Consider the following 21,243-nt stretch of genomic DNA (forward strand, 5'->3'; position numbering starts at 1 on the left):
TTTAACGCTTACCTCTAACGTAGTCAAGTTTTGACTTAATCTGGTCAGATTAGAGCTTTTTCAAGCCCCGGCCTTTAGGCATGGGGTTTCTGACAGTCTCCAAGTTCAGAACGAGCAAGTCCTCGCTTATTATAGGCAATCACAGACTGAGGATTGGAACAAACAGCATGGGTAAAGTCTTTAATTCCTCCCTGATAATTACCCAGGGCAATGTGTATATTACCCCGCTCATAATAGGCTTGGTGATTAGAGGATGTTTGAAAAGTCTAATTTAATACCAGCCCTGGCGAATATAATTCGCGGCTACACAGACGAAACCCACCTCCGTGGGTTGAAGACATTGATTTTGTGTTAGTCCGCAGAGGCGGACAATGCCAGTGTAGTAGCGAATTATATTCGCCCAAAACTTTTCAAACATCCTCTAAGAGCATAATAGCGATTAAATAGTTAGCGATCGCCACATACGGTGCGTTAGCCTACGGCGTAACACACCCTATTGGCGTATCAAGGCTAAAATATTGCAAAAAAATTGTAGGTTGGGGAGCCACTGCGTTGCGCGGGTTAAGAGCGTTGTAGCAAGTGGCGTTGGAGGCTTTGCGTAACCAAACATCCTAATATGTGTTGGGTTACGCTCCGCTCCACCCAACCTACGTCTAATCAACTATTTTAAGCTTGCCATGTCACTACAAAAACTCAGCACTATTTAAGCCATGACCATACCGCCATCGACGTTAAAAACTTGTCCGGTAACGTAGGCGGCGGCGGGATCGGCGGCGAGGAAGCGCACCATTCCAGCAATTTCTTCAGGCTGACCGAAGCGACCGAGTGGGATGTATTTGAGAATATCTTCGGGGTTGTTGAGATCGCTGGTCATATCGGTGGTGATAAATCCAGGGGCGACGGCGTTAACGGTGATCCCACGAGTCGCAAGTTCTTTGGCAACGCTTTTGGTGAAGCCGATTACACCTGCTTTAGCGGCGCTGTAGTTGGACTGACCTGGGTTGCCCATTAGCCCAGCAACGGAGGTAATGTTGATAATTCGCCCCGATCGCTGCTTCAGCATAATTTTACTGATGGCGCGTGTACATAAAAAAACACCAGTTAGATTGAGGTCTATTACAGCTTGCCAATCCTCTGTCTTCAAACGCAAAAGCAGATTGTCGCGGGTAATACCTGCGTTGTTGACTAAGATATCCACACGACTAAACTTTTCGATGACGGTCTTAACTAAGGCGTCTACTTGCTCGATTTTAGAAACGTCAGCTTGGATAGCGATCGCCTGACCTCCGGCTGCGATAATTTCTGTAACAACTGCCTCAGCAGCAGCGCTAGAACTGGCATAGTTGATAACTGCGATCGCTCCTTGTGAGGCTAATTCAATTGCGATCGCGCGGCCGATTCCTCGTGATGCACCTGTAATAATTGCGACTTTATCTTGTAATAGTGTCATTTAATGTTCCTCAATCTTAGAAATACTGCGCTAATTATCTTAGAGGTTGTTTGAAAAGTCTAATTTATTACTAGCCCTGGCGATTAGAAATCGCGGCTACACGAGACTTTACCCACCTCCGTGGGTTGAAAACCTTAATTTTGTGTTAGTCCGCGGAGGCGGACAATGCTAGTGTAGTAGCGAATTATATTCGCCCAAAACTTTTCAAACATCCTCTTATGGTGATTTCGGGAACATCTGAATATTGTCTAGATAATATCTAACTCTTGCGGGATGACAATCTTGCTAGCATGACACAAATTAGATAGCTATATGTCGTTTTTAGCTAGATATAGCCCTATTGAATCAAAAGCGCAGAAACAAGATTCCCGACTTCTTAAAGAAGTCGGGAATCTGTGGGTTGCAATTCTCACAAATCAAATAGATTTCTACATAAATTGACTAACACGAATTAACATTTTACTATAATTAAATATCTATAGTTATTTCTCTGTAAATGGATAAATAAGTTTAAGCAATATAATTAGCCTGACTCAATAGACTAGTAAATGTTGTAGTTATAGCAATTGTACACATCACTCTCGTGAATATCTTTATAATTATTTGGTTGCTCAGAATAGGTTTAAATACATATCTAATTCAGATGCACAAACCAAAACAAGATACGTTTTTTATTATAATTATTTAAGATTTTGCCTAGCAAATCAGCCTATATTAACTAATCTAATCTTTTCCCAACAAAAACCATAAACCTATACCGATTTTATTTTCTAAGAATTACCATTGAAACAAACAGTTGAAAATCGGTATGTGTCATAATGGCAACTCAAAAAGAATTTAACAGCTTTGATGATATGCTGTCCGCTTCTGATGTACCTGTATTAGTAGATTTTTACGCTGAATGGTGTGGCCCCTGTCAGATGATGACGCCAATTTTAGAGCAAGTCAATAATCAACTTAAGGATCGCTTGCGGATTGTCAAAATCGACACAGAAAAATACACGGAATTGGCTACTCAGTATAAAATTGAGTCTCTCCCAACCTTAGTATTGTTTAAGGAGGGTAAGCCTGTGGATCGGATAGAGGGAGTGAGGGAAGCAGCGCAGTTGGTGCAATATCTACAAACAAAGATTTAAGCTAACACTTAGAATTTTGATTTTGGTTCTTAGAGGCGCGAAATATCGCGTCTCTTTTAGTAAATAGCAATTGTGCGCCTCTGTGAATCAAATCACTGATAAAATCTTAAGTAAATATTAAGCATATTTACCAGATTGAGCGGGTTATACAAAAGCACCAACTTTCCAATAAAACTGGTAAATCAGGCAAAAGAAATAATTAGTTTATCGTAAATTAAGGGAGCATCCACTTTTGGAAGAAACACCGGGCGATTGGAAATCGCGGCTACACAAACTTTCGTCCGCCTGCGCGGACTCTCTGAAACCCGCGTAGGCGGGTTTTGTTTGTATAGCCCCAGACTTCTAGTCTGTTCGCGTAGCGTGCGCCTTAGCGCAGGGCGATCCGCCAAAACAGGATGCTCCCTAAATTAAAGGGTTTAAGACCTCTACATTGCCATCAGTTACTTCTACTGAATCAGCTCGCCATTTTTTGCGCCTGTTCCTCAAGGGTTTTCGGCATATTCCTTATAAGCAATGAAATGGATAATGCTGGTTTCAGGCATGGGACAATAGTTTGCCATTGCAAGGAGGGTATCGACCATACCACCAAAGCTTAAACCGTTTTCATCTGGTGCAAAGATTGGTTTTGTGAACAGAAAGCTTGCCCATAAATTTCTGTGGTTGGAAAGGTCAGTAATCACTTCTTCGCCATCAAACTCATTGAACCGACGCTGCCAAACCAAGGCAGCAAAGAGTTCTTGGGGAGAATAGGATTTCGCAATCGATTGGATTTTGCTTAAATCAAGCATCACATTGACGGTAAGTAATATTTTTAACAAAACATTTGTAACTACCCTTGCAGTTTATTTACCCAGTGCCTGCTATTCTTATAGTTACTTCGGTCTGTCATAGCAGATAGATTATCCTCGATAATGTTTTTATTTGTGAGCGCTCATATACCATCGTGGTAATGTGAGTGCTTTTACTTTATCGCTGATGGCAAAAATCCGGTTTAATTCTGAGGCGATATTTGGTGTTTGGTAGACTAAGCTGAGAGTGAAGCTTTAACTTGACCAAAACGGCGATCGCGACTTTGATAGCTCAACAAAGCCTGATGAAATGCTTCTCTGTTAAAATCTGGCCAAAGAATATCGGTGAAATACATCTCTGTTATTATGCTGATAGTTTGGCGATCGCGTTTTGATTAGCGTGCGTCCAATTCGTATCAACCCAGTATCAGGGAAAGTCCAAACTCCAAACCCCCAGAATTTGGTTGTATGGTTGATTTTATCCTGTGCTAGTTCCTCTAAAACATCCTGGAGTGCGCCAGTGGTGTGAGCCATGAGCCAAATATAAAGACAGGTTGCACCGTATTCTGTGGCAATGCGGTGTAAGCCGTGGCGATATAGGTCTTCTTGAGCGTCATCTGTGGGGAGATAGCTTCTAACAGTCCGAAGTTTGGGGGTAATTTTCTCGCCTGTTAATTGGGTGTAGATTTTGATTAATGCTGGTGTGTGCTGACGTTCTTCCTTTTCCCACAAACCAAGTTCCAGCAGTTCGCCATCTTCACCGACAGTTCCACCAACAAACCGAGCCATCTGAGGATGCAATTTTTCTAAATACTGGCGACTGGTTTGGGTATAGCCGCGAATGGGCGCTTCTGTCTCCATCGCACCTATCAAGATAGATAAAAATACCTCTGCGTCTAAGCCGATAATTTGATTGCGGTTAATTGTTTGCCAGTCAATGGGTTTCCAGGGACGCGGTTGGGGATTGGCAAACTGTATCAGTAAATCTTGCAGACGGTCATGTAGTTTTTCGACTGCAATATATTTGTCTATGAGTGAACGAATGCGGCGCTGTGTTTGCAGGTAGTGAGGGCTGGGATAGCTTTGACCTGCTAAGTCTTCTGTAATTGGGCTGAGGGTATTAAGCATATTTTTATACTTAAATTTTTATCTCTATGCCCAATAGCCTAAGCGATCGCACTTTGTTTTGTCAGTCGGCTGAAGTCGGCAGTTTTATGTGATAGGGTTGCAAAAGTCGGGGAAAAAGTTGGTTATAGAAAATTTGGGTTTCAAATCTCGCCCTTCTAAGACGACTTTACAAATTTAGAAGAGAGAATTACAGAGAATGTAGCCAAATTGTTAGAACAAGGGTAGATAAAAGCTGAGTAACAGGATAAATCATGAACGCTTATAAAACATATATCACTATTGCAGATCCAAAGCAGTTAGTATTATCTGATTTACCATTTAAAGCAGGACAGAGAGTTGAGGTGATTATTTTGACAGACGATAATCCAAGAGTTACTTTAGCAGAAGAATTAAAAAAATTATTCAAAGAAATACAAGCAATACACGCAGATAATCCCTTGACTGATGAGGAAATAGTAGCAGAAATTGAAGCTTATAGACGGGGTGAATGAAAGTTATTATAGCCACCATCTCATCTCAAGGGTTGTTTTGTTTACTGTGGGATGTCCCACCCGATCAACATCGCCAAATCATCACCTCCCTGAGAAATCGGTCTTTAGTGGAGTGTGATAAAGGTGAATACTGGCTACATCCGGTGATTCGGAAAGAAGCGATCGCACGTTTACGCTTCATACAAAATTGGTATGAGGTAGTGCAACACTAAATTTATTCATGGCGAGTATAGGAATCCTCAAATTGAGTTTTGAGTCTCTGAGCCATAACTGCCAAAATAATTAATGTTATGGAAGTAGATACTGCGGCTATTTTTATTCCAGAAGGATCTGTAAGTATTGCAATAGCCGCGAAAGCGATCGCAACTCCTATACAGCTTTGTTGTAATCGTTTGGTTAAGCGATAAGCTTGGTTACAAGAATTACAAATAAGTGTGTGTTGTGAGAATCGGTCTAAGGTTTTTAAATGTTTATTATCCTCGCTATTATCAATATTTTTAGCAGTGGAATAACCTTGATAAAAAGGCAAAGATGAGCCGTATTTATCTAACCACCTGCGATATGCAACGACTAATGTATCTGATGTTTTGAGCGGTAAATACAATTCTTTTAATTTTTTTCCTAACCGCTCAATTTGTCCCTTTTGTTCAACAACTATTTGCAAATCACCTTCCAAGACTTTGTTACGGGTCATTATATGATCTAGCCAAGGAGGCATCAACTTCGTTTTAAAATCAAAAAAGTTACTATAATTTCTGACGAGAATCCGACATCTATTTCTACCGAGGGGAATTGAATACAAAGCTGTTCCCAAAAATCTATTTTCCTGTTCATTCCCAATTCTGTAAAGAACTAAGTTTGGAGCAACAAAATCTAATAATTGCCAGGGCTGATTGGTTTTTTTTGTCTTTCGATACCTTCCACGAATTCCTTGATGGGAACTTTCAAGGACTTCTATTTCTAGTGGTTGGGCTTCAGTGCGATCGCTAAATATGCCCTCATGACTAATAGGAATATGTGCGGGGTCAATAACGTTTTCAATAAAATAGCTTTGGTCATAAGGCAAGTCTCGCATGTAATCTAAGTTAAAACATCCTGGTTTATCCCAATCTGGTACAGTTGGTATTAACTCATCAACAGCGGCTTTAGCTTCACCAGCCCAAATCCAAATAATTCCTTGACGTTCTATAACTTTAAAGGATGATACACAAGCACTAACAGGAATTTTTGCTTCTTTTGATAACTGGGGAATATGCAAACATTTACCATCTTGGCCAAATTGCCAACCATGATACAAGCACTCTATTCTACCATCAATAATTTGTCCATCAGACAGTCTAGCTGCACGGTGGGCACAACGATCTGTTAAACAAATTATCTGTCCATCTGTGTTTTTGAATAAAACAAAAGGCTCCTCATATAATGAAAATCTATAAGGGCGATTTATGGGAAAATCTTGGAGAAAACATACAGGATACCAACATTTTCTCCAATCAAATTCTGACTGAGATTCAAGAGTCTCAAAAGTAGAATTTTTGGGTGTCGTCTCTATTTTTTTTGTTTCTAATATCATAGTTTTCTCCAGAGTTATATCAGTCTATTCCTCAGCAGAAATTATCCAATTTTTTAGCGGTGGGTGCATTTGTTCTTAGTCCAATTTTCTCTACTGAACTCTAAAATTAATAGTGTGAATTCACCACCACTACACTTAGCTGTGAGGCATGTATACTTAATTTTTTTTGCAATTAAAGCAGTTTTCTTTTACATGAAGTACAAAGTTATGGGTTTTTAGGCAGGAAGTAGAAACTCTTTAGTCTAATTTTGAGTCCTGCATTTTGTACTTCATTTACTTGAAAATTGCTGTAACTTACTGAAGAGTATATCAAATACTTCTTCTACCATTCAGTTTTTTAGGAATATTTACAACCCACCTCCGGCACAAATATCTGTCTCATTCAGTTATTACTGATATAAGTTTTATAAAAAGAATTAAATAATACATTTATTGAAATAGACGATTCAGTATGATATTTTCCCTACTGCTGACCATCCATAGTCCAATACAGTTCAGATAAATAAGTCGGTGCTAATATTTCCAGCTATGTTAAGGAATTTTAATGTCGGGTGTGTTGTCGCCAAGCGCCGCACCGTCAACAATCTCAGGTGCGTTGCTATCAGGCATAACACACCCGACAGCTAATTTATATTTCTTCATATACATTGAATTTTTCTCACCGACTTACTTAAGCCCAAAACACTTGTAGGGACAGCGATTTATCGCGTCTCAAAAACCCAAAATTGTTGCCAGTAGCCCTTAACCCAAGCCTATTGATCCATAGTCAATGTCTTAAAATTGGCTACAGCTAAAGGAATTATTTACTCACCCATTGCTCCCATTGTTGAGCAGCTTGATCGCGTTCTGCCTTTGGCCCAGCAGGATCATAACTTCCTAAACTCTGCCATAACTTATTCCAGTCATGCCCTTGGGGTAACTTACTCACCACAGCTTTAACAATCAAAAAAGCCCGTTCACGAGTCAAATCATTGGGTGCTTGCAGCAAAGGAACAACCAAAGGCAAAACTTCTTTCCCCCCTCGCATTAAAGGATACATTGAAGCGGTGTAGGGATTGTGTAGTATATCAGGGTAATCATCAAGGGTGGCAACCAAAGCGGCCAATGCACGTTTATCCCTTAATGTGTATAGGGCAGTGGCAGCACGGGCGCGTACTTCTGGATTCGTGTCATGGGTAGCTTGGAACAAAGCATCAGCACTGGCAGGGTCGGCAATTTCGCCCAGTCCCTCGGCAGCGAGACGACGGGTACGGGGATTGGAATTAGTCAAGGCTTCCAACAAAATGGGGGTAGCTTGTTTGCCTAAACGGATCAATTCACCCAGAGCTAAACCGCTAGTGTCTTGATCTGTGGAGTAGAGCCGTGCTTTGATCTGCTCTACATGTGTTGCAGTTGCGTCTTGATTATTCATATACAAATTTCCTCCAACGACCAGTATCAAAACTGTCATGAATATTCCTGCCGTTCTCCAGATCACGGTGTTGCTCCTCCTCCACCTGCTGGTGCTGCTGCTGGCACATGCTGAAAGCTCAAAACGACGCGGCGATTGCCCCGACGATTCGCTTCTTTATCTTGGTTAGTAGTGGCATCTGGGGTGAAGTCTTCGGTTGAACCAGAGCCGATGGTTACAGCACTAATTTGAGTTTCAGCTACACCCTTAGCACGCAGGGCTGCTCCAACTGCCTGCGCTCTGCGTAAAGATAAATCTAGGTTGTGTTGAGAAGCACCGCCGCGTCTGTCAGCGAAACCTTCGGGAGTGACTTTTACATCAGGGAAGCGCCGCAGATAATCCAAGAATGTATCGATTTTGCCTGTTTCGCTGGAACTTAGTTGGTCGTTATCGAAATCAAAGTAGAAAATGACTGGTTCGTGTACGTAAAAATCTCGATGCTTCTCCAGAGCCGCATCAAAAGTGGCAGATTGCCCATCCTGTGCTGATCCCTGATCATTCTCAACTTTACCAGCGCGAATCTGGAAGCCCCAATGAAGCGCGCCGTAAGTTGTCATGGTGTCTTCTCCCCTAGCCACCGTCTGAAAGTCGAAATTGAACTCACCAGCCCCTCCAGGGGCATCGGTTAGCTCTGCGGCTTTGATGTCGGTGGGGTCATCGGAGCGTTTGTAACCGATAGTGGCTCCGCTTGCACCACTGGAAGAGGGTCGCGACAGTCCAGGGGTTGCCGGATTGGGTTGGGCTGGGTCGTTGCCAAAAGGATACTGAGCAGGTAAAGCACTTCCGGCTGGGGCATTGGTTCCTGTACCACCGTGGGCTGGTGCATCATTATGCAGTACATCAGTGAAATATCCGCCCTCAACTCCTGTGGTGGCATCAGCAGTGGTGCGTAGGCTAGCACCACGAGCCGCAGGTAAAGACTGAGGTTCGACGTTTGTGCCTGTAGCATTTGTCAAACGCACAATTTGAATCAGTCCAATTTGGTTAGAGTAGGGAGCGGTGGTTTTGGGTTTGAAACGAATAGTAATCGGTAGACTCGCCCCGTTTGGTGTGGCATTGACTTCAAAAGTACCGTGAGTCAGGTCGTATGTGGGGTTAATTGCTCGTTGAATTAATTTTCTCTGGGCTGCACCTGTTTGCTGCACTACATGAGTCAGTTCATGGGCGGTTAATGCATCATTACCTGGTGACTTACCTGCACCAAAGAAAATGTTTTGCTGGTGCGTAAACGCCTGGGCATTTAAATCCCGATTCATCTGTACCGATTCATTGCCTGTATGTACGCGCACTTGACTAAAATCGGCACCAAAACGGGGTTCCATATAGGAGCGTACCGTATCTGGTAACGGGCTACCTCCACTTTCACTGCTGTTTAGTCGAGTCTCAAAATTATCCTCTGTCTGGAAGCTGCCATTGGTAGCGAGTTGTAGCGATCGCTTAGTTTGCAATTCCTCTTCCTCTTCTGGCATTGCTTCCCGTTGCACCAAGGGAGTTATGGCGGCTGCTAGAGGTTTGGTTTGTACTTGGTCTTGAGTCTGTGCATCCTGTAAACCTATCGGTTGAGGTTGAGCCATTCGCATGATTTGATCGGCGACTTTATCAGCTTCCTGCTCATAATAATCGTCTGGCGCACCAACTGTAAGTTTTGTCTGGGGACGATGCAAGGATATGCGACTAATGTCGTGATTAAGGGTCTGTTGTTTGATGGCTTGTGGTTCCAATAATTGCTCATCAATAGGCTGCGCCTCTTGAAGGTCAATTGATGCCTCAGTTACTCTTTGGATTGAATCACTATTTGTTTGTAAACCAAAACCACGTGTTGGAGAAGCTAGTGTAGGAATAGTTGAGGAGGCAAGGGCAGGATTGGTAAAAGTTGATGTGGCTGATTTCTGATGCCCAAGCGTGCGTAGAACTCCAGTGGCTTGTCGTCCGACATCGCTCATCTCACCTTTCCTCCATCAATATTCATTCTTGGTAATAGACATTATAGAATTTGTCTAATTGCGATCGCTATCGACTTAAGTGTAAATTATCTTGCTCATGCCCAGAGCCTAGTACAAGAAGGCAAAAGTAAAAAGGCAAAAGTAAAAAGAAAGAATGCTTATTTTGTAAGCATTCTGGCTATTTTAAATGGGTGGTTTATTTACGCCTTGTTGTACTAGATGAGTGTCACTGTTTTCGGGCATTGAGTTCTGATAGATTTTTATCTAAAATAGCCAGTATAAATTTGGCTAAGGTTTTTTATGAATTCCCGCCGCATTCTCAAAGCTGGTGAATCTTATACTTTCAGCCGATATTTTGAATTGCCCTTCACTTTTGATGATATTTTAGCCGAATTAAATTGCACTCTGGAAAGGAAAAATCTCACGCTCCCTGAATATTCAGAAATTTTAGACCTCCAATTTTTACAGCAACAGCTTCAGCGGAATCTATCTCACATCGATTTAGTGAATGAAACTGCCAGACGAGAAGCTTTAATTGGGCCGATTTTGTTTGAGGTATGCGATTTAACTAATCAGCGACTCAATATCGAATATTCTATTGCTGTCAACGACTATCTGAAAGGAACTCTCGATTACTATATTGCAGCACCTCAAAATTTATTGGTAATCGTTGCCAAACAATCAGATTTAGTTAGGGGATTTACTCAACTTGCGATCGAATTAATCGCCCTTGATGAATGGACTAAATCTACATCTGAGCTTCTATATGGAGCAGTCACGACTGGTGAAGACTGGCGTTTTGGAGTTTACCATCGCGCAAATCGTCAGGTGATTCAAGACCAGAAACGCTATCAAGTTCCAGAAGATTTATTGATATTGGTAAAAATTCTTACAGGTATTGTTACTGGTTAATCAATTGAGTTGCGATCGCATTTGGCCCATTCCACTTTCTGGAATGATACGTTACCCACAGTGCGATCGCACGACAACATCAGTCAGCGCATTAGCAGTGCCTCTGCTGCAACCCACACCGCATCGTCTTTTGCTTCGTTCCGTGGCGGCAACCGTCGATATGCAGTAAACTTATCGGCATCATAAACTTCTGGATCTGCCCCTGCTTGTAAGAGAAGTTCAATCATTTTTAAATCAAGTCGTTTTGCAGCTTGCCCAAGTGCTGTCATTCCACTGCTACCACCAGCATCATTGAGCGTTTTGGTCGCTCCACAACGAAGTAACATTGCTGCTGTGTTGTAATCCCCTTGTTCAACGCACCAGCGTAATGGTGAGTCACCCTCGCTACCAACAACGTTTGGATCTGCACCAGCAGCCAGCAACAAGCGAACAGCTTCTATTTGCCCACGGAAAAGTGCCATCAGCAGTGGTGTAGAATCATGGTCAGCATCCCAAGTATCAACGGATGCATCATGGCGAAGTAACAAAACTAAGGATTCGATCGAACCACCATCTTCAAGTTGCTCAATTGCTTCATGTAGCAGTGTCCATCGGGGAAATTCTGGGCGAAGACTGTTTGGATCAGCTCCGTGTGACAATAATTCTGCGATGCAGTCTAGATTCTGATTTGCGATCGCTTGAAAGAGATCCATTAACATAATTCAAAGATTTGCCATTGGATGACCTGGTGCACAGTTGACCTTTTCAAGATCCAAGCAATGTTGAAGTCCACTTTTAAGTTGTTCGATAACATCCTGATGAGCTTGATCGGGTTGACCACCAAAACACTTATCCTGGATATTTTCTCTGAGACGCATACATTCCTGCACTGCCTGAATGCGTTGGCGAATCTCTGAGCAGGGTCGCCGCGCTAGCTTCTTTGGACTCACTTTGCTGGGGCTACAACTTTCACCCCCAATCCTATCGCAAAAAGCGTGCATCTCTTGTTGCAATGTATCAAGCACCGAATCCTCACACGTCTGGTTTGGATAACGTCGAGGTATAGGCACTGGCACTGGTAGAGGTTGTGGAACTGGTTTAGCTTCCGGTTCTGGAGTTGCTGGGGTATCGGTATCAGAAGAGATAGCAATACCAACGCCAATAATGACTACAGCAGCAACAGCAATACCTAATCCAATAGCCCAGCCAGGAGGGCCTGTTGCTACTTCGACGGGTGCAGCTTCGGCATCTGCCACCAATAACCCAGTTCCCAAGGCAATGAGTTCTCCTCCTGCAAGGCGATTAATCTTCCCCTCTGGAGAACGTTGACTGACTGCAACTGATTTGCCAGAAGTTACTGCTTCAGCAACTTGGTCTGCTTCGATTTCTGTGGCATTCTGCTGTGAACTAATTGTCAGAGATTTGGTGGCAATACCGACCGGCGCACGCTGTATGCTGGCAGTCGAATTTGACTGCAAAGACGACCCAGACGCTGTTTGGACTCGATTTGATGCCACTGTCTGGGCTGTTTGCATAGCAGATGGGCTAAACGCTGCTAAAACCCGTTGCTTCAAGGTTTCGTCATCACTGCGGGCTGCTGCTTGTAGTTGCTGTAAACCATTAGACAAAGTATCCAAATGCTGCTGACCTTCTTTTTGCAAAGGCGGATTGTCGGTAGACTCGGTACTTGCCTCTATTTGTTTGTCCGAATGAGTATGCAGTTGTTCTAAACGGGCAATCAAATCTAGAATTTTTGCGGTGCTGTTGGAGGACTGTGATGCATCACCATTGGAAGAAGTATCAGCTAAGATTTCCTCATTTTCTTTTCTCATAACTTGATCATCTTCTTCCAAACAGGAAGTGCATTTTCGTTCTAAAGCTCCTGTTTGTTGCACTATGTGGGTCAATTCATGGGCAGTCAACTCATTATTACCTGGATACTTCCCAGCTCCAAAGTAAACATCACTACCATGTGTAAACGCCTGTGCGCCCAACTCCTGGTTCATCTGCACTGCTTGATCACCAGTATGCACCCGCACCTGACTAAAATCATAACCAAAGCGGGGTTCCATAAAGGAGCGCACGTCATCTGCTAAATTAGTACCACCTCCTTTGCTACTATTCAACCGACTTTCAATTTTATCCCCAGCCTGCAAGCTGCCATCGGTATAACGTTGTAGTGATCGCTTGGTTTGCAGTTTTTCTTGTTCTTGCTCACAGGCTGCACATTTTCGCTGCAAGGAATCTTGTATAGGCTGTATGCCAGGAACCATTCGCATCACCTGATTAGCCACCCGATCTGCTTCTTGCTCATACCGATCATTCGGTTCTCCAACTGTGAGTTTTGCCTGGAGACGACGCAAGGATATGCGACTAATGTCGTGAGTCTGGGGCTTTTCTTTGATGACTTCTGGTTCCAATAATTGCTCTTGGGCAGATTGGACTTCTTGAAAGTCTGGTGCTACCTTAGTTACTGTTTGGGGTGAGACAGTATTGATTTGTGAACCAAAGCCGCGTATTGGATTCGCCAGTGTGGGAATACCTGGGGAAGCAAGTGATGGATTCGTAAAAGTTGATGCGGCTGATTTATTGCGCCCAATTATTCGCTGGCTCATCTCACCTTAACCTCAGGCAGATTCTTGAGGCTAATTATACAGTTTGTTGAGTGGCGATCGCTATCGACTTAAGTGTAAATTATCTTATCCACGCCCAGAGACTAGATGAGTATCGCTGTTTTCTAGGATTAGGTGCTGATGGGTGTTTGAAAAGTATTTTATGAAACACCAAAAGCCTCAGAAGTTAAACAGGTAAATGAGCAGCACTCTGAATGTTTTCTAATATTAAATCAGGGCTATTACGTTTAATCAAGCCAGTTAGGACTTTACCAGGGCCAATTTCCACTACTCGCTGGATACCGTTAGCTGGTAATTGTAGAGAAATTTCTCGCCATCTTACAGAACCAGTCATTTGTTGGTTGAGGCGTTCCTTTAAAATCTTGGCATCAATAGACGGAATTGGTTCTACATTAGACAACACTGGCACAATCGCTGGTTGAAATTCCACAGATTCTAGAATATCTTGGAATTCTGCCGCTGCTGGTGCGATTAAATGTGAATGAAATGCTCCAGAAACTTTTAGCGGAATCGCACGCTTTGCTTTAACTTGAGTCATCACTGCTTTTACAGCCTCAGTCGTGCCTGAAATTACCACCTGACCTGAACTATTATCATTTGCCAGCACCACATCAGGTGTTTGGGAAATTGCTTTTTCTAACTGTTCGGGGTCAAAGTTGATCAAAGCTGCCATCATCCCACCAGAGGCGCTATCCATGAGTTCTGCACGACGCTTTACTAGATATAAACCAGCTGACCACTCAAAGACACCCGCAATGTAAAGGGCAGTATACTCTCCCAAACTATGACCAGCAACTAAATCTGGCTGGTGTCCTTGTTCGCGGAGAAGATCGGCAAGAATGCTTTCTACCACATAAAGAATTGGCTGGGTGTATAGTGTCTGTGATAACTTTTCTTCTTCGTTTTGACAGATTTCAATTACAGACCAGCCCAAAATCTCTTCGGCTTGGGCAAATTTGTCTTTAGCGGCAGGTATATCTAATAAGTCCATTCCCATTCCCAGTGTTTGGGAACCTTGTCCGGGAAACACCCATGCAGTTTTAGTCATTGGTCATTGATCAGAAAAGTGAAAAGTTAGAAGTGAGGAGTTAGGAGTGAGAAGTGAGGAGTTAGGAGTGAGGAGTTAGAAGTTAAAACTCATAACTCATAACTCTTAACTCCTAATTCTTCACCTTCCCCATTGAAAAATTGCTGCACCCCAGGTAAGACCAGCGCCAAAGCCGGATGCAGCAATGATGTCATTGGGTTTAATTTTACCTTGCCGTACCGCTTCATCTAAAGCTAAGGGGATGGAAGCAGCTGAGGTGTTGCCGTACTGGGCGAGATTACTGATAACCTTATGTTCTGGGACATTCAGGCGTTGGGCAACGGCATCGATAATCCGCTGATTGGCTTGATGCAACAGTAGCCAATCTATTTGATCAACGCTGAGGTTGGCTTGAAACAAGGCTTTATCTATGATTTCTGGCACTTTTTGGACAGCAAAGCGGTAAACTTCTTTGCCGTTCATCGTAATCGGTTGGTAAGCGCCTTTGGTGATATTTACATTAGGGAGTAGTTCTTGGGAAGCGCCTGCATAAGCAAGGTTGAGGTGATGGTTTTGAGTACCATCACTTTTAAGTGCAAATCCTAATAAGCGATCGCTTTTGGCAGCCTGTAATACTACTGCCCCTGCACCATCTCCAAACAATACACAAGTACGCCGATCTTGCCAATCTACCCAGCGAGAGAGGATATCTGCCCCGATCAAAAGTACATTTTTGTAGGTACCAGTTCTAATGTATTGGGCTGCTGTCACCAGACCAAATACAAAGCCGGAGCAGGCAGCTGTCAAGTCAAAGGCTACTGCGTTGGTGGCTCCTAATAGAGCCTGGACTTGACAAGCACTACCAAACAAATCATCAGGGGTGGAAGTTGCCAGTAGAATTAGGTCTAGGTCTTCTGGTTTAATGCCCGCAGATGCGATCGCCTGACTGCTGGCGGCAGTAGCGAGTACACTCAAGGACTCAGATGGCAATGCTAATCGCCGTTGACGAATTCCCGTTCTTGTGGTAATCCAATCGTCTGAGGTTTCAACTACTTCACTCAATGTCTGGTTATGTAAGGAAGTTGCTGGTACTGCCGAGCCGCTTCCGGTAATTGCTACGCCTAAGTTTTGCACTCCTAATCTCCCAAGTTATCAGCCTTTTTGTCCAAAGTCCAATTGTCAGTTGTCCTTTGTCAGTTGTCCTTTGTCCTTTACAAATGACCAATGACTAATGACTAATGACCAATAACTAATGACTAACCGCTCTCGCGCTCTAGGATATATTGGGACTGAATTCGTTGTATCACCTGGTTGTCAACAGCTTCTTTGGCCATGCGAATTGCATTAAAAATTGAAGGAGCTTGTGAGCTACCGTGACCGATAAAACAGACTCCTGCCACGCCTAACAGCAATGCGCCACCATGTTCTGCGTGATCCATTCGCTGCTTAATTCGCTTCAGGTTTGGTTTTAAGAGTGCTGAACCGATTTGACCGTGCAATCCTTGGGGTAATTCTTCCCGCAGAATTTGCAGAATCACTTCTCCGACGGCTTCGGCAAATTTTAATAATACATTGCCGACAAAGCCATCGCAGACAATCACATCAAAGCGACCGGAAAGCACATCACGCCCTTCGGCATTGCCAATAAAATTAATTTGAGAATTTTCGCGTAGTAGTTGGTGGGCGCGGACGGCTGCATCATTGCCTTTAGAGTCTTCTTCACCGATATTTAGCAAACCCACCTTCGGTTCAGTTGTACCCAAGACATACTGACTGTAAGCCGATCCCATAACGCCAAACTGCTCTAAAAACTTAGGACGGCAATCTACATTTGCGCCAACATCAAGTACTAGCACTGGCTTACCAGCAATAATCGTGGGAAAAACAGTCCCGATGGCTGGGCGATCAATTCCCGGCAATCGTCCCAAGCGGAGCAAAGCTGATGCCATCGCTGCCCCAGAGTGACCCGCAGAAAATACGGCATCTGCCTTTTGCTGCTTAACTAAATCCATCGCCACATTGATCGAAGCCTTGCGTTTGCGTCTAACTGCATTTAAAGGCTCCTCATCCATAGCGATCGCTTCTTCAGCAGTCACTATCTCCACCTGCCCTAAACTTGTTTTTGATGGCAAGGTAGCTTCTATTTGTTGGGGATCACCAACCAACAATATATCTACACCCAATTCTTCCCTTGCTCGCAATGCGCCAGCAACGATTTCAGCGGGTGCGTGATCCCCTCCCATTGCGTCAATTGCGATCCGTATGCGAGTCGATCCCATTGCTCACAGTTTCTAGAAACCTTACAAATTTTACCAGATGGCTTTGCCGAAAAAGCTTAACTTTCTGACCGCCAAATTACTTCTGTTACGATTGCAACAATTTTTGCTGGCTAGCTCAAGATAGCACGAATTTGGGGACTGGGTACTGGGGACTGGGGATTGGGGATTGGGTATGGGGCATTGGGAAAGAGAAGGCAGGAGGCACAAGGCAGAAGTTTTTGATTTTTGATTTTTGAATTGATTGCTCCCTCATCTCCCTCATCTCCCTCATCTCCCTCATCTCCCTCATCTCCCCAGTCCCCAGTCCCCAGTCCCCAGTCCCCAGTCCCCAATCCCCAGTCCCCAATCCCCAGTCCCCAATCCCCAGTCCCTAGTCCCTAGTCCCCAGCACCCAATCAACTAGCGTCCGAACGCCGTAGCCAGTTGCCCCTGCACTGTTGTAGCCATTTTCTTTATCTGTCCACACTGGCCCAGCAATATCTATGTGTGCCCAAGGGGTTTCTTTGACGAATTGTTTGAGGAAAAGGGCAGCGGTAATTGCACCGCCTGGACGTGGCCCTGTATTTTTCATGTCCGCTATACCAGACTTTAGTCCTTCAAAATATTTTTCTTCCATTGGCATCCGCCAAATCTTTTCTCCTGAAGTTTCCGCAGCTTTTTCGATTTGGGAAGCGACACCATCATCAGGAGTGTACAAACCAGCAATATCCTCACCCAAGGCAATGACGTTGGCACCTGTAAGGGTGGCTAAATCGATGATCGCGTCTAAGCCCAATTTGTCGGCATACACCAAGGCATCTGCTAGGGTCAAACGTCCTTCAGCGTCGGTGTTGTTCACTTCGATGGTTTTGCCGTTTGATGCTGTGAGAACGTCTCCAGGGTGCATGGCGTGACCGCTAATCATGTTTTCGGTCGCCGCTGAGATAAAGTGAACTTCCGAATCTGGCTTAATTTGAGCAATTGCTTTTGCTGCACCCAAGGTGGCAGCTGCACCGCCCATATCAATTTTCATGGTTTCGATGCCGCTACCAGCACCTTTAATGTTGAGTCCACCGGAGTCGAAGGTTAAACCTTTGCCAATAATTGCTAATTTCTTTTTGGGTGTACCTTCTGGCTTGTAAGTTAGGTGAATAAATTTCGGTGGCAAATCGGAAGCTTGGGCGACTCCTAAAAAAGCACCCATACCCAACTTTTCGCAGTCTTCCCGTTCTAGAATTTGCAGTTGTAAACCGTACTCCTTGGCGATCGCTTGAGCAGTTTCCGCTAAAGTAATTGGTGTTACCGCGTTGGCTGGCGCTGCTACTAACTGCCGTGCCAAATTTACCCCAGAAACGATTTGATTGGCGCGAGTGATGGCTGCTTCTTGTCCACCAAATCCTAGTAAATCTACGGTTTCTATTTGTGAACCTTTATCTTCTGGTTCGGATTTAAAGCGAATATCTTGGTAAAGTGCCAATTCTACACCTTCGGCGATCGCTTGGGCGCTGGCTGCTGGATCGTTGTTCCATAATGGAAAACTAAATCCCAAAATTTTGCTTTTTTGCTTTTTTCCTACCCTGGCGACAGCAGCAGCAGCGCGGCGCAAAGTATCTAGTTTTAGTACATCTGGTTTGCCTAAACCGACCACAATCAATTTCCGCACTGGGCTACCAGCATTCACACGGGTGAAAATAGTACTGTTGGCTTTACCTTTAAATTCTTCTTCAGCAATTAGTTCTTTTAAAACCCCAGACAACTTTTGATCTAAAGTAGCCAGTTCTCCGGTTAACTCTACTGCATCTTCAAATAATCCAATTGCCAAACTATCGCCTGCCCACTCTAGCAAAGGCTTATCACTAGGTTGAATTGTCATTTTGGGATTTTTTGTAAATATTCCTTCCTGTACCAGTATTGCTCAAAATTCTGGTTTCATGGGGACTGGGGATTGGGGACTGGGGGAGATGAGGAAGCAGGGAGAAATCAATTCAAAATTCAAAATTGAAGACTGGGAGGGACACGGGGACAAGGAGAATAACCATGCCCAATGCCCTATCCCCCAATTTTATTTGTGTCAATGTCAAATTTGTTGGCGATCGCTTCGATTATTTCTTGCTCACCTGGTGTAGTCTGATTGTCAAACTGGGCAATTTTGTAACACTGAGCCAATAAGGGTATGGCAAAATCACGATTCAGTTGATTGAGTAGTACATCTAAAGGCTTGGGCGATTTGATATTTTGGGCAATGGCATCCAACGAGGTAGGACTAAGGTTTAGAGTTTGTAATTCTGGCAAAATTTCTTGCCAAGTCTTTTCTGGATGACTAGCAAGGATTATATGAACTAAGATTTGATCCATGATGGCTTGTTGAGCGATCGCACTTTCTAGATATTTTTCACTTTCGGCTTTTAATGTTGCCAATGTCTGAGGCGATGTCAGAGATGTTGATTCATCCAGTTTGGTTTCGTAAAATCGACAAGCAGCATAACCCAATGAATAGATCATCGTTGCATTTGAACTAGCTCCAATTACCGCACCCGCTAAGGGCACATTTCGCAACAAGCCTAATCCCGCAGCTTTCAAAAGACGCTCTCCACCTAAGGCCAAACCAAAAATTGCCAAAACTTCACCTTTACGAGCAGGATCTTTTAAATCTAGCCCGTAGACAGATGCAATTTGATAAAGCATTTCTGACTGTAATTTTGTTGTCGCTGTTAAATCAATTGCCAACAATGCCACTGCTATTCCTGGCAAAATACTAGTGGCTAGTCCAACTGTGGCTGCTTGAGTTGCTTTTTCCACCATGATTCGGTGAGCTATCTGGCTGGGTGATTCATTGGGATACTTTTGCTTGAGCTTGTTTACCGCCGCTTCTGCTTTTTCCAAATCAACAACGCTAGCAGCACCAATTAGCCAATTTAGATTTAACACTCCAGATAGTTTTCTAATCAGCCAATTTTCGCTGAGGCGATTCACAAACTTACCGCTAGTTTGAGTTGTTTGCTCAATAAACTTGTGTGTTTCTTTGGCTGTAGCTTCTCCCACTAATACTGCTGTGCCTAAAATTGCTTGGCCAGTCTGAGCAATAGTTTGAATAAAAGACTCTAATGTAGACGGTTCATTTTCTACTGATGATTGAGCCTGGATTCCTACTTCTGAAGTTTCTCTGGGTGAATTAACTAATTTATTCACGTCTATTTCTTGGGGTTTGTCTACCATTGCTTGACACCATCCTCTAAAGCCTCTCTTTTTTAACTTGTAGCGAAAGTCGGAGTGGCTTGACATCTCCCAACAAGTACAAGTTATAGATCAATAATTCCTGTCACGTTTTTACAGAAAGTCACCTTATTCCCATACAATGATCGCGTTGAGTGTGGCGTTTAAATGGTCAATCTAGAGACGGGCACTATGTTTGCGTTTGTTTCTGAAGGCTCAATACCTGATAATCCCTCGGCTATAGCCTTAGCTCGACTTTATCCAAAATTAAGAACTCGGTTTCTTTATCTGGCAAAAATCGTGGCTTTTTGGCAAATACTTTTTCTACGTCACAGAGCATAGATAAAGTTCAAAAAATAAAACTACTGTCCCACATAGGTTTCAGCGATAGCGATCGCGTTGCGAAAAAAATGGATAAAGTAGAGCTTAGAGGATGTTTGAAAAGTTTTGGGCGAATATAATTCGCTACTACACAAATGAAGTCCACGGAGGTGGACTAATCAAAATCAAGGGTTTTTAACCTGCGGAGGCAGGTTTTGTCTGTGTAGCCGCGACTTCTAGTCGCTAGGGCTAGTAACAAATTAGACTTTTCAAACAACCTCTTAGACTTACAGCCTACTAGAGCAGAAGTCGTATGTCACTACACAATAAAGCATGGCTCTTTACCCGGATTTCTCACCAATGCTCAAAGCCTGTGCAGGGGAGCAGGGGAGCAGGGGAGCAGGGGAGCAGAGGAGAGTTCAATGTGCCTTGTTCTTTCCCCTCCGCCCCTCCGCCCCTCCGCCCCTCCGCCCCTCTGCCCATCAGCATTTCAAACTTGTGAGAAATGCGGGTTTAGTACGTATTATGCTGGACTTTTAATTAAAGTCCGTCACTTCCCTTTAAAATCAAGCCTTACAGGGAGTTATAGTTTCAATTTCAGAAATCTTGCCTCAAATCCTAAGACTAACGGTTGTTATTATTGCCCAGCAAGGGTTTTAAGCTTATTTAGAGACAATATGTAATGAAGAGCCTAAAGCATTATGGCGTTGTTCTAAATGATGTGTATCGTATTAGAACAACTTATATGCCAAAGGCTGAAGCTATTGACAAAGTAAAAATATATCTAGATGATGCCTCCGGCACGCCAAGGGCGAACGCGGCTATAGGAGACTTTACCCACTGACCTGGGTTTCCAATTTTTTGAGTCCGCGCAGGCGGACGAAAGTTTGTGTAGCCGCGATTTCTAATCGTCAGGTACATTTGCACTCATTGAGATGCTC

The 21,243-nt window shown here is 43.6% G+C and carries 17 protein-coding genes and 2 pseudogenes; 4 read left to right on the forward strand and 15 right to left on the reverse strand.

The features are described from left to right. Positions 1–703 precede the first annotated feature (703 nt). Positions 704–1,450: a 3-oxoacyl-[acyl-carrier-protein] reductase gene (gene fabG / locus V7K67_RS28460; protein ID WP_334730345.1), complete on the reverse strand. Its 747-nt coding sequence runs from the start codon at positions 1,448–1,450 to the stop codon at positions 704–706. An 818-nt stretch (positions 1,451–2,268) separates the two neighbouring features. On the opposite strand from fabG, the gene trxA reads away from it, so the two are divergent. Beyond that, a complete protein-coding gene (trxA, locus tag V7K67_RS28465) occupies positions 2,269–2,586 on the forward strand; it encodes a thioredoxin (protein ID WP_334730344.1) in 318 nt (105 codons plus the stop codon). A 482-nt stretch (positions 2,587–3,068) separates the two neighbouring features. On the opposite strand, the gene V7K67_RS28470 is transcribed toward trxA, so the two are convergent. From V7K67_RS28470 to V7K67_RS28480, 3 genes and pseudogenes are all read right to left on the reverse strand, one after another. Further along, on the reverse strand, positions 3,069–3,404 hold the full coding sequence (locus V7K67_RS28470) for a hypothetical protein (protein WP_335169405.1): 336 nt from the start codon (positions 3,402–3,404) through the stop codon (positions 3,069–3,071). 206 nt (positions 3,405–3,610) lie between these two features. Further along, a pseudogene (locus V7K67_RS28475) lies at positions 3,611–3,736 on the reverse strand (undecaprenyl diphosphate synthase family protein); the annotation flags it as partial. After that, entirely contained in the window at positions 3,696–4,502 is an 807-nt protein-coding gene (locus V7K67_RS28480) for a ferritin-like domain-containing protein (RefSeq protein ID WP_334730342.1), read from the reverse strand. The pseudogene V7K67_RS28475 and the gene V7K67_RS28480, both read right to left, overlap by 41 nt. Positions 4,503–4,753: 251 nt before the next feature. Between V7K67_RS28480 and V7K67_RS28485 the strand changes: the two genes are divergently transcribed. Both V7K67_RS28485 and V7K67_RS28490 read left to right on the forward strand, forming a co-directional pair. Next, a complete protein-coding gene (locus V7K67_RS28485; protein ID WP_334730341.1) occupies positions 4,754–4,993 on the forward strand; it encodes a hypothetical protein in 240 nt (79 codons plus the stop codon). A gap of 8 nt (positions 4,994–5,001) precedes the next feature. Continuing rightward, positions 5,002–5,202 (forward strand): annotated as a pseudogene (locus V7K67_RS28490) (hypothetical protein); the annotation flags it as partial. A 5-nt stretch (positions 5,203–5,207) separates the two neighbouring features. Here the strand turns inward: V7K67_RS28490 and V7K67_RS28495 are convergent. From V7K67_RS28495 to V7K67_RS28505, 3 genes are all read right to left on the reverse strand, one after another. Then, positions 5,208–6,566, reverse strand: a complete 1,359-nt coding sequence (locus V7K67_RS28495; RefSeq protein ID WP_334730340.1) for an aromatic ring-hydroxylating dioxygenase subunit alpha — start codon at positions 6,564–6,566, stop codon at positions 5,208–5,210. Positions 6,567–7,365: 799 nt separating this feature from the next. Then, the gene (locus tag V7K67_RS28500) at positions 7,366–7,977 is read right to left on the reverse strand and encodes a HEAT repeat domain-containing protein (protein WP_334730339.1); all 612 of its coding nucleotides are present in this window, start codon (positions 7,975–7,977) and stop codon (positions 7,366–7,368) included. A gap of 62 nt (positions 7,978–8,039) precedes the next feature. Further along, positions 8,040–9,959 (reverse strand): eCIS core domain-containing protein, encoded by a 1,920-nt coding sequence (locus tag V7K67_RS28505; RefSeq protein WP_334730338.1) that lies wholly within the window; start codon positions 9,957–9,959, stop codon positions 8,040–8,042. Positions 9,960–10,259: 300 nt separating this feature from the next. On the opposite strand from V7K67_RS28505, the gene V7K67_RS28510 reads away from it, so the two are divergent. Further along, positions 10,260–10,871: a hypothetical protein gene (locus tag V7K67_RS28510; protein ID WP_334730337.1), complete on the forward strand. Its 612-nt coding sequence runs from the start codon at positions 10,260–10,262 to the stop codon at positions 10,869–10,871. 83 nt (positions 10,872–10,954) lie between these two features. Here V7K67_RS28510 and V7K67_RS28515 read toward each other — a convergent pair whose 3' ends face one another. From V7K67_RS28515 to V7K67_RS28550, 8 genes are all read right to left on the reverse strand, one after another. After that, complete coding sequence (locus V7K67_RS28515) at positions 10,955–11,563, reverse strand: ankyrin repeat domain-containing protein (protein WP_334706465.1); 609 nt, start codon at positions 11,561–11,563, stop codon at positions 10,955–10,957. Between the two features lie 9 nt (positions 11,564–11,572). Then, positions 11,573–13,465, reverse strand: coding sequence for an eCIS core domain-containing protein (locus V7K67_RS28520; protein WP_335169409.1), 1,893 nt, complete (start codon positions 13,463–13,465; stop codon positions 11,573–11,575). 184 nt (positions 13,466–13,649) lie between these two features. Continuing rightward, on the reverse strand, positions 13,650–14,531 hold the full coding sequence (fabD, locus tag V7K67_RS28525; RefSeq protein WP_334706469.1) for an ACP S-malonyltransferase: 882 nt from the start codon (positions 14,529–14,531) through the stop codon (positions 13,650–13,652). Between the two features lie 120 nt (positions 14,532–14,651). After that, positions 14,652–15,644 (reverse strand): beta-ketoacyl-ACP synthase 3, encoded by a 993-nt coding sequence (locus tag V7K67_RS28530; protein WP_334730334.1) that lies wholly within the window; start codon positions 15,642–15,644, stop codon positions 14,652–14,654. Positions 15,645–15,766: 122 nt separating this feature from the next. Then, on the reverse strand, positions 15,767–16,789 hold the full coding sequence (gene plsX, locus V7K67_RS28535; RefSeq protein WP_334711708.1) for a phosphate acyltransferase PlsX: 1,023 nt from the start codon (positions 16,787–16,789) through the stop codon (positions 15,767–15,769). A 110-nt stretch (positions 16,790–16,899) separates the two neighbouring features. Next, entirely contained in the window at positions 16,900–17,121 is a 222-nt protein-coding gene (locus tag V7K67_RS28540; protein ID WP_335169412.1) for a hypothetical protein, read from the reverse strand. Between the two features lie 38 nt (positions 17,122–17,159). Then, positions 17,160–18,641: a leucyl aminopeptidase gene (locus V7K67_RS28545; RefSeq protein ID WP_334730332.1), complete on the reverse strand. Its 1,482-nt coding sequence runs from the start codon at positions 18,639–18,641 to the stop codon at positions 17,160–17,162. A 176-nt stretch (positions 18,642–18,817) separates the two neighbouring features. Continuing rightward, the gene (locus V7K67_RS28550) at positions 18,818–19,984 is read right to left on the reverse strand and encodes an EcsC family protein (RefSeq protein WP_334730360.1); all 1,167 of its coding nucleotides are present in this window, start codon (positions 19,982–19,984) and stop codon (positions 18,818–18,820) included. Positions 19,985–21,243 lie beyond the last annotated feature (1,259 nt).

This window comes from Nostoc sp., from assembly GCF_036917155.1.
Classification (GTDB): Bacteria; Cyanobacteriota; Cyanobacteriia; order Cyanobacteriales; family Nostocaceae; genus Nostoc.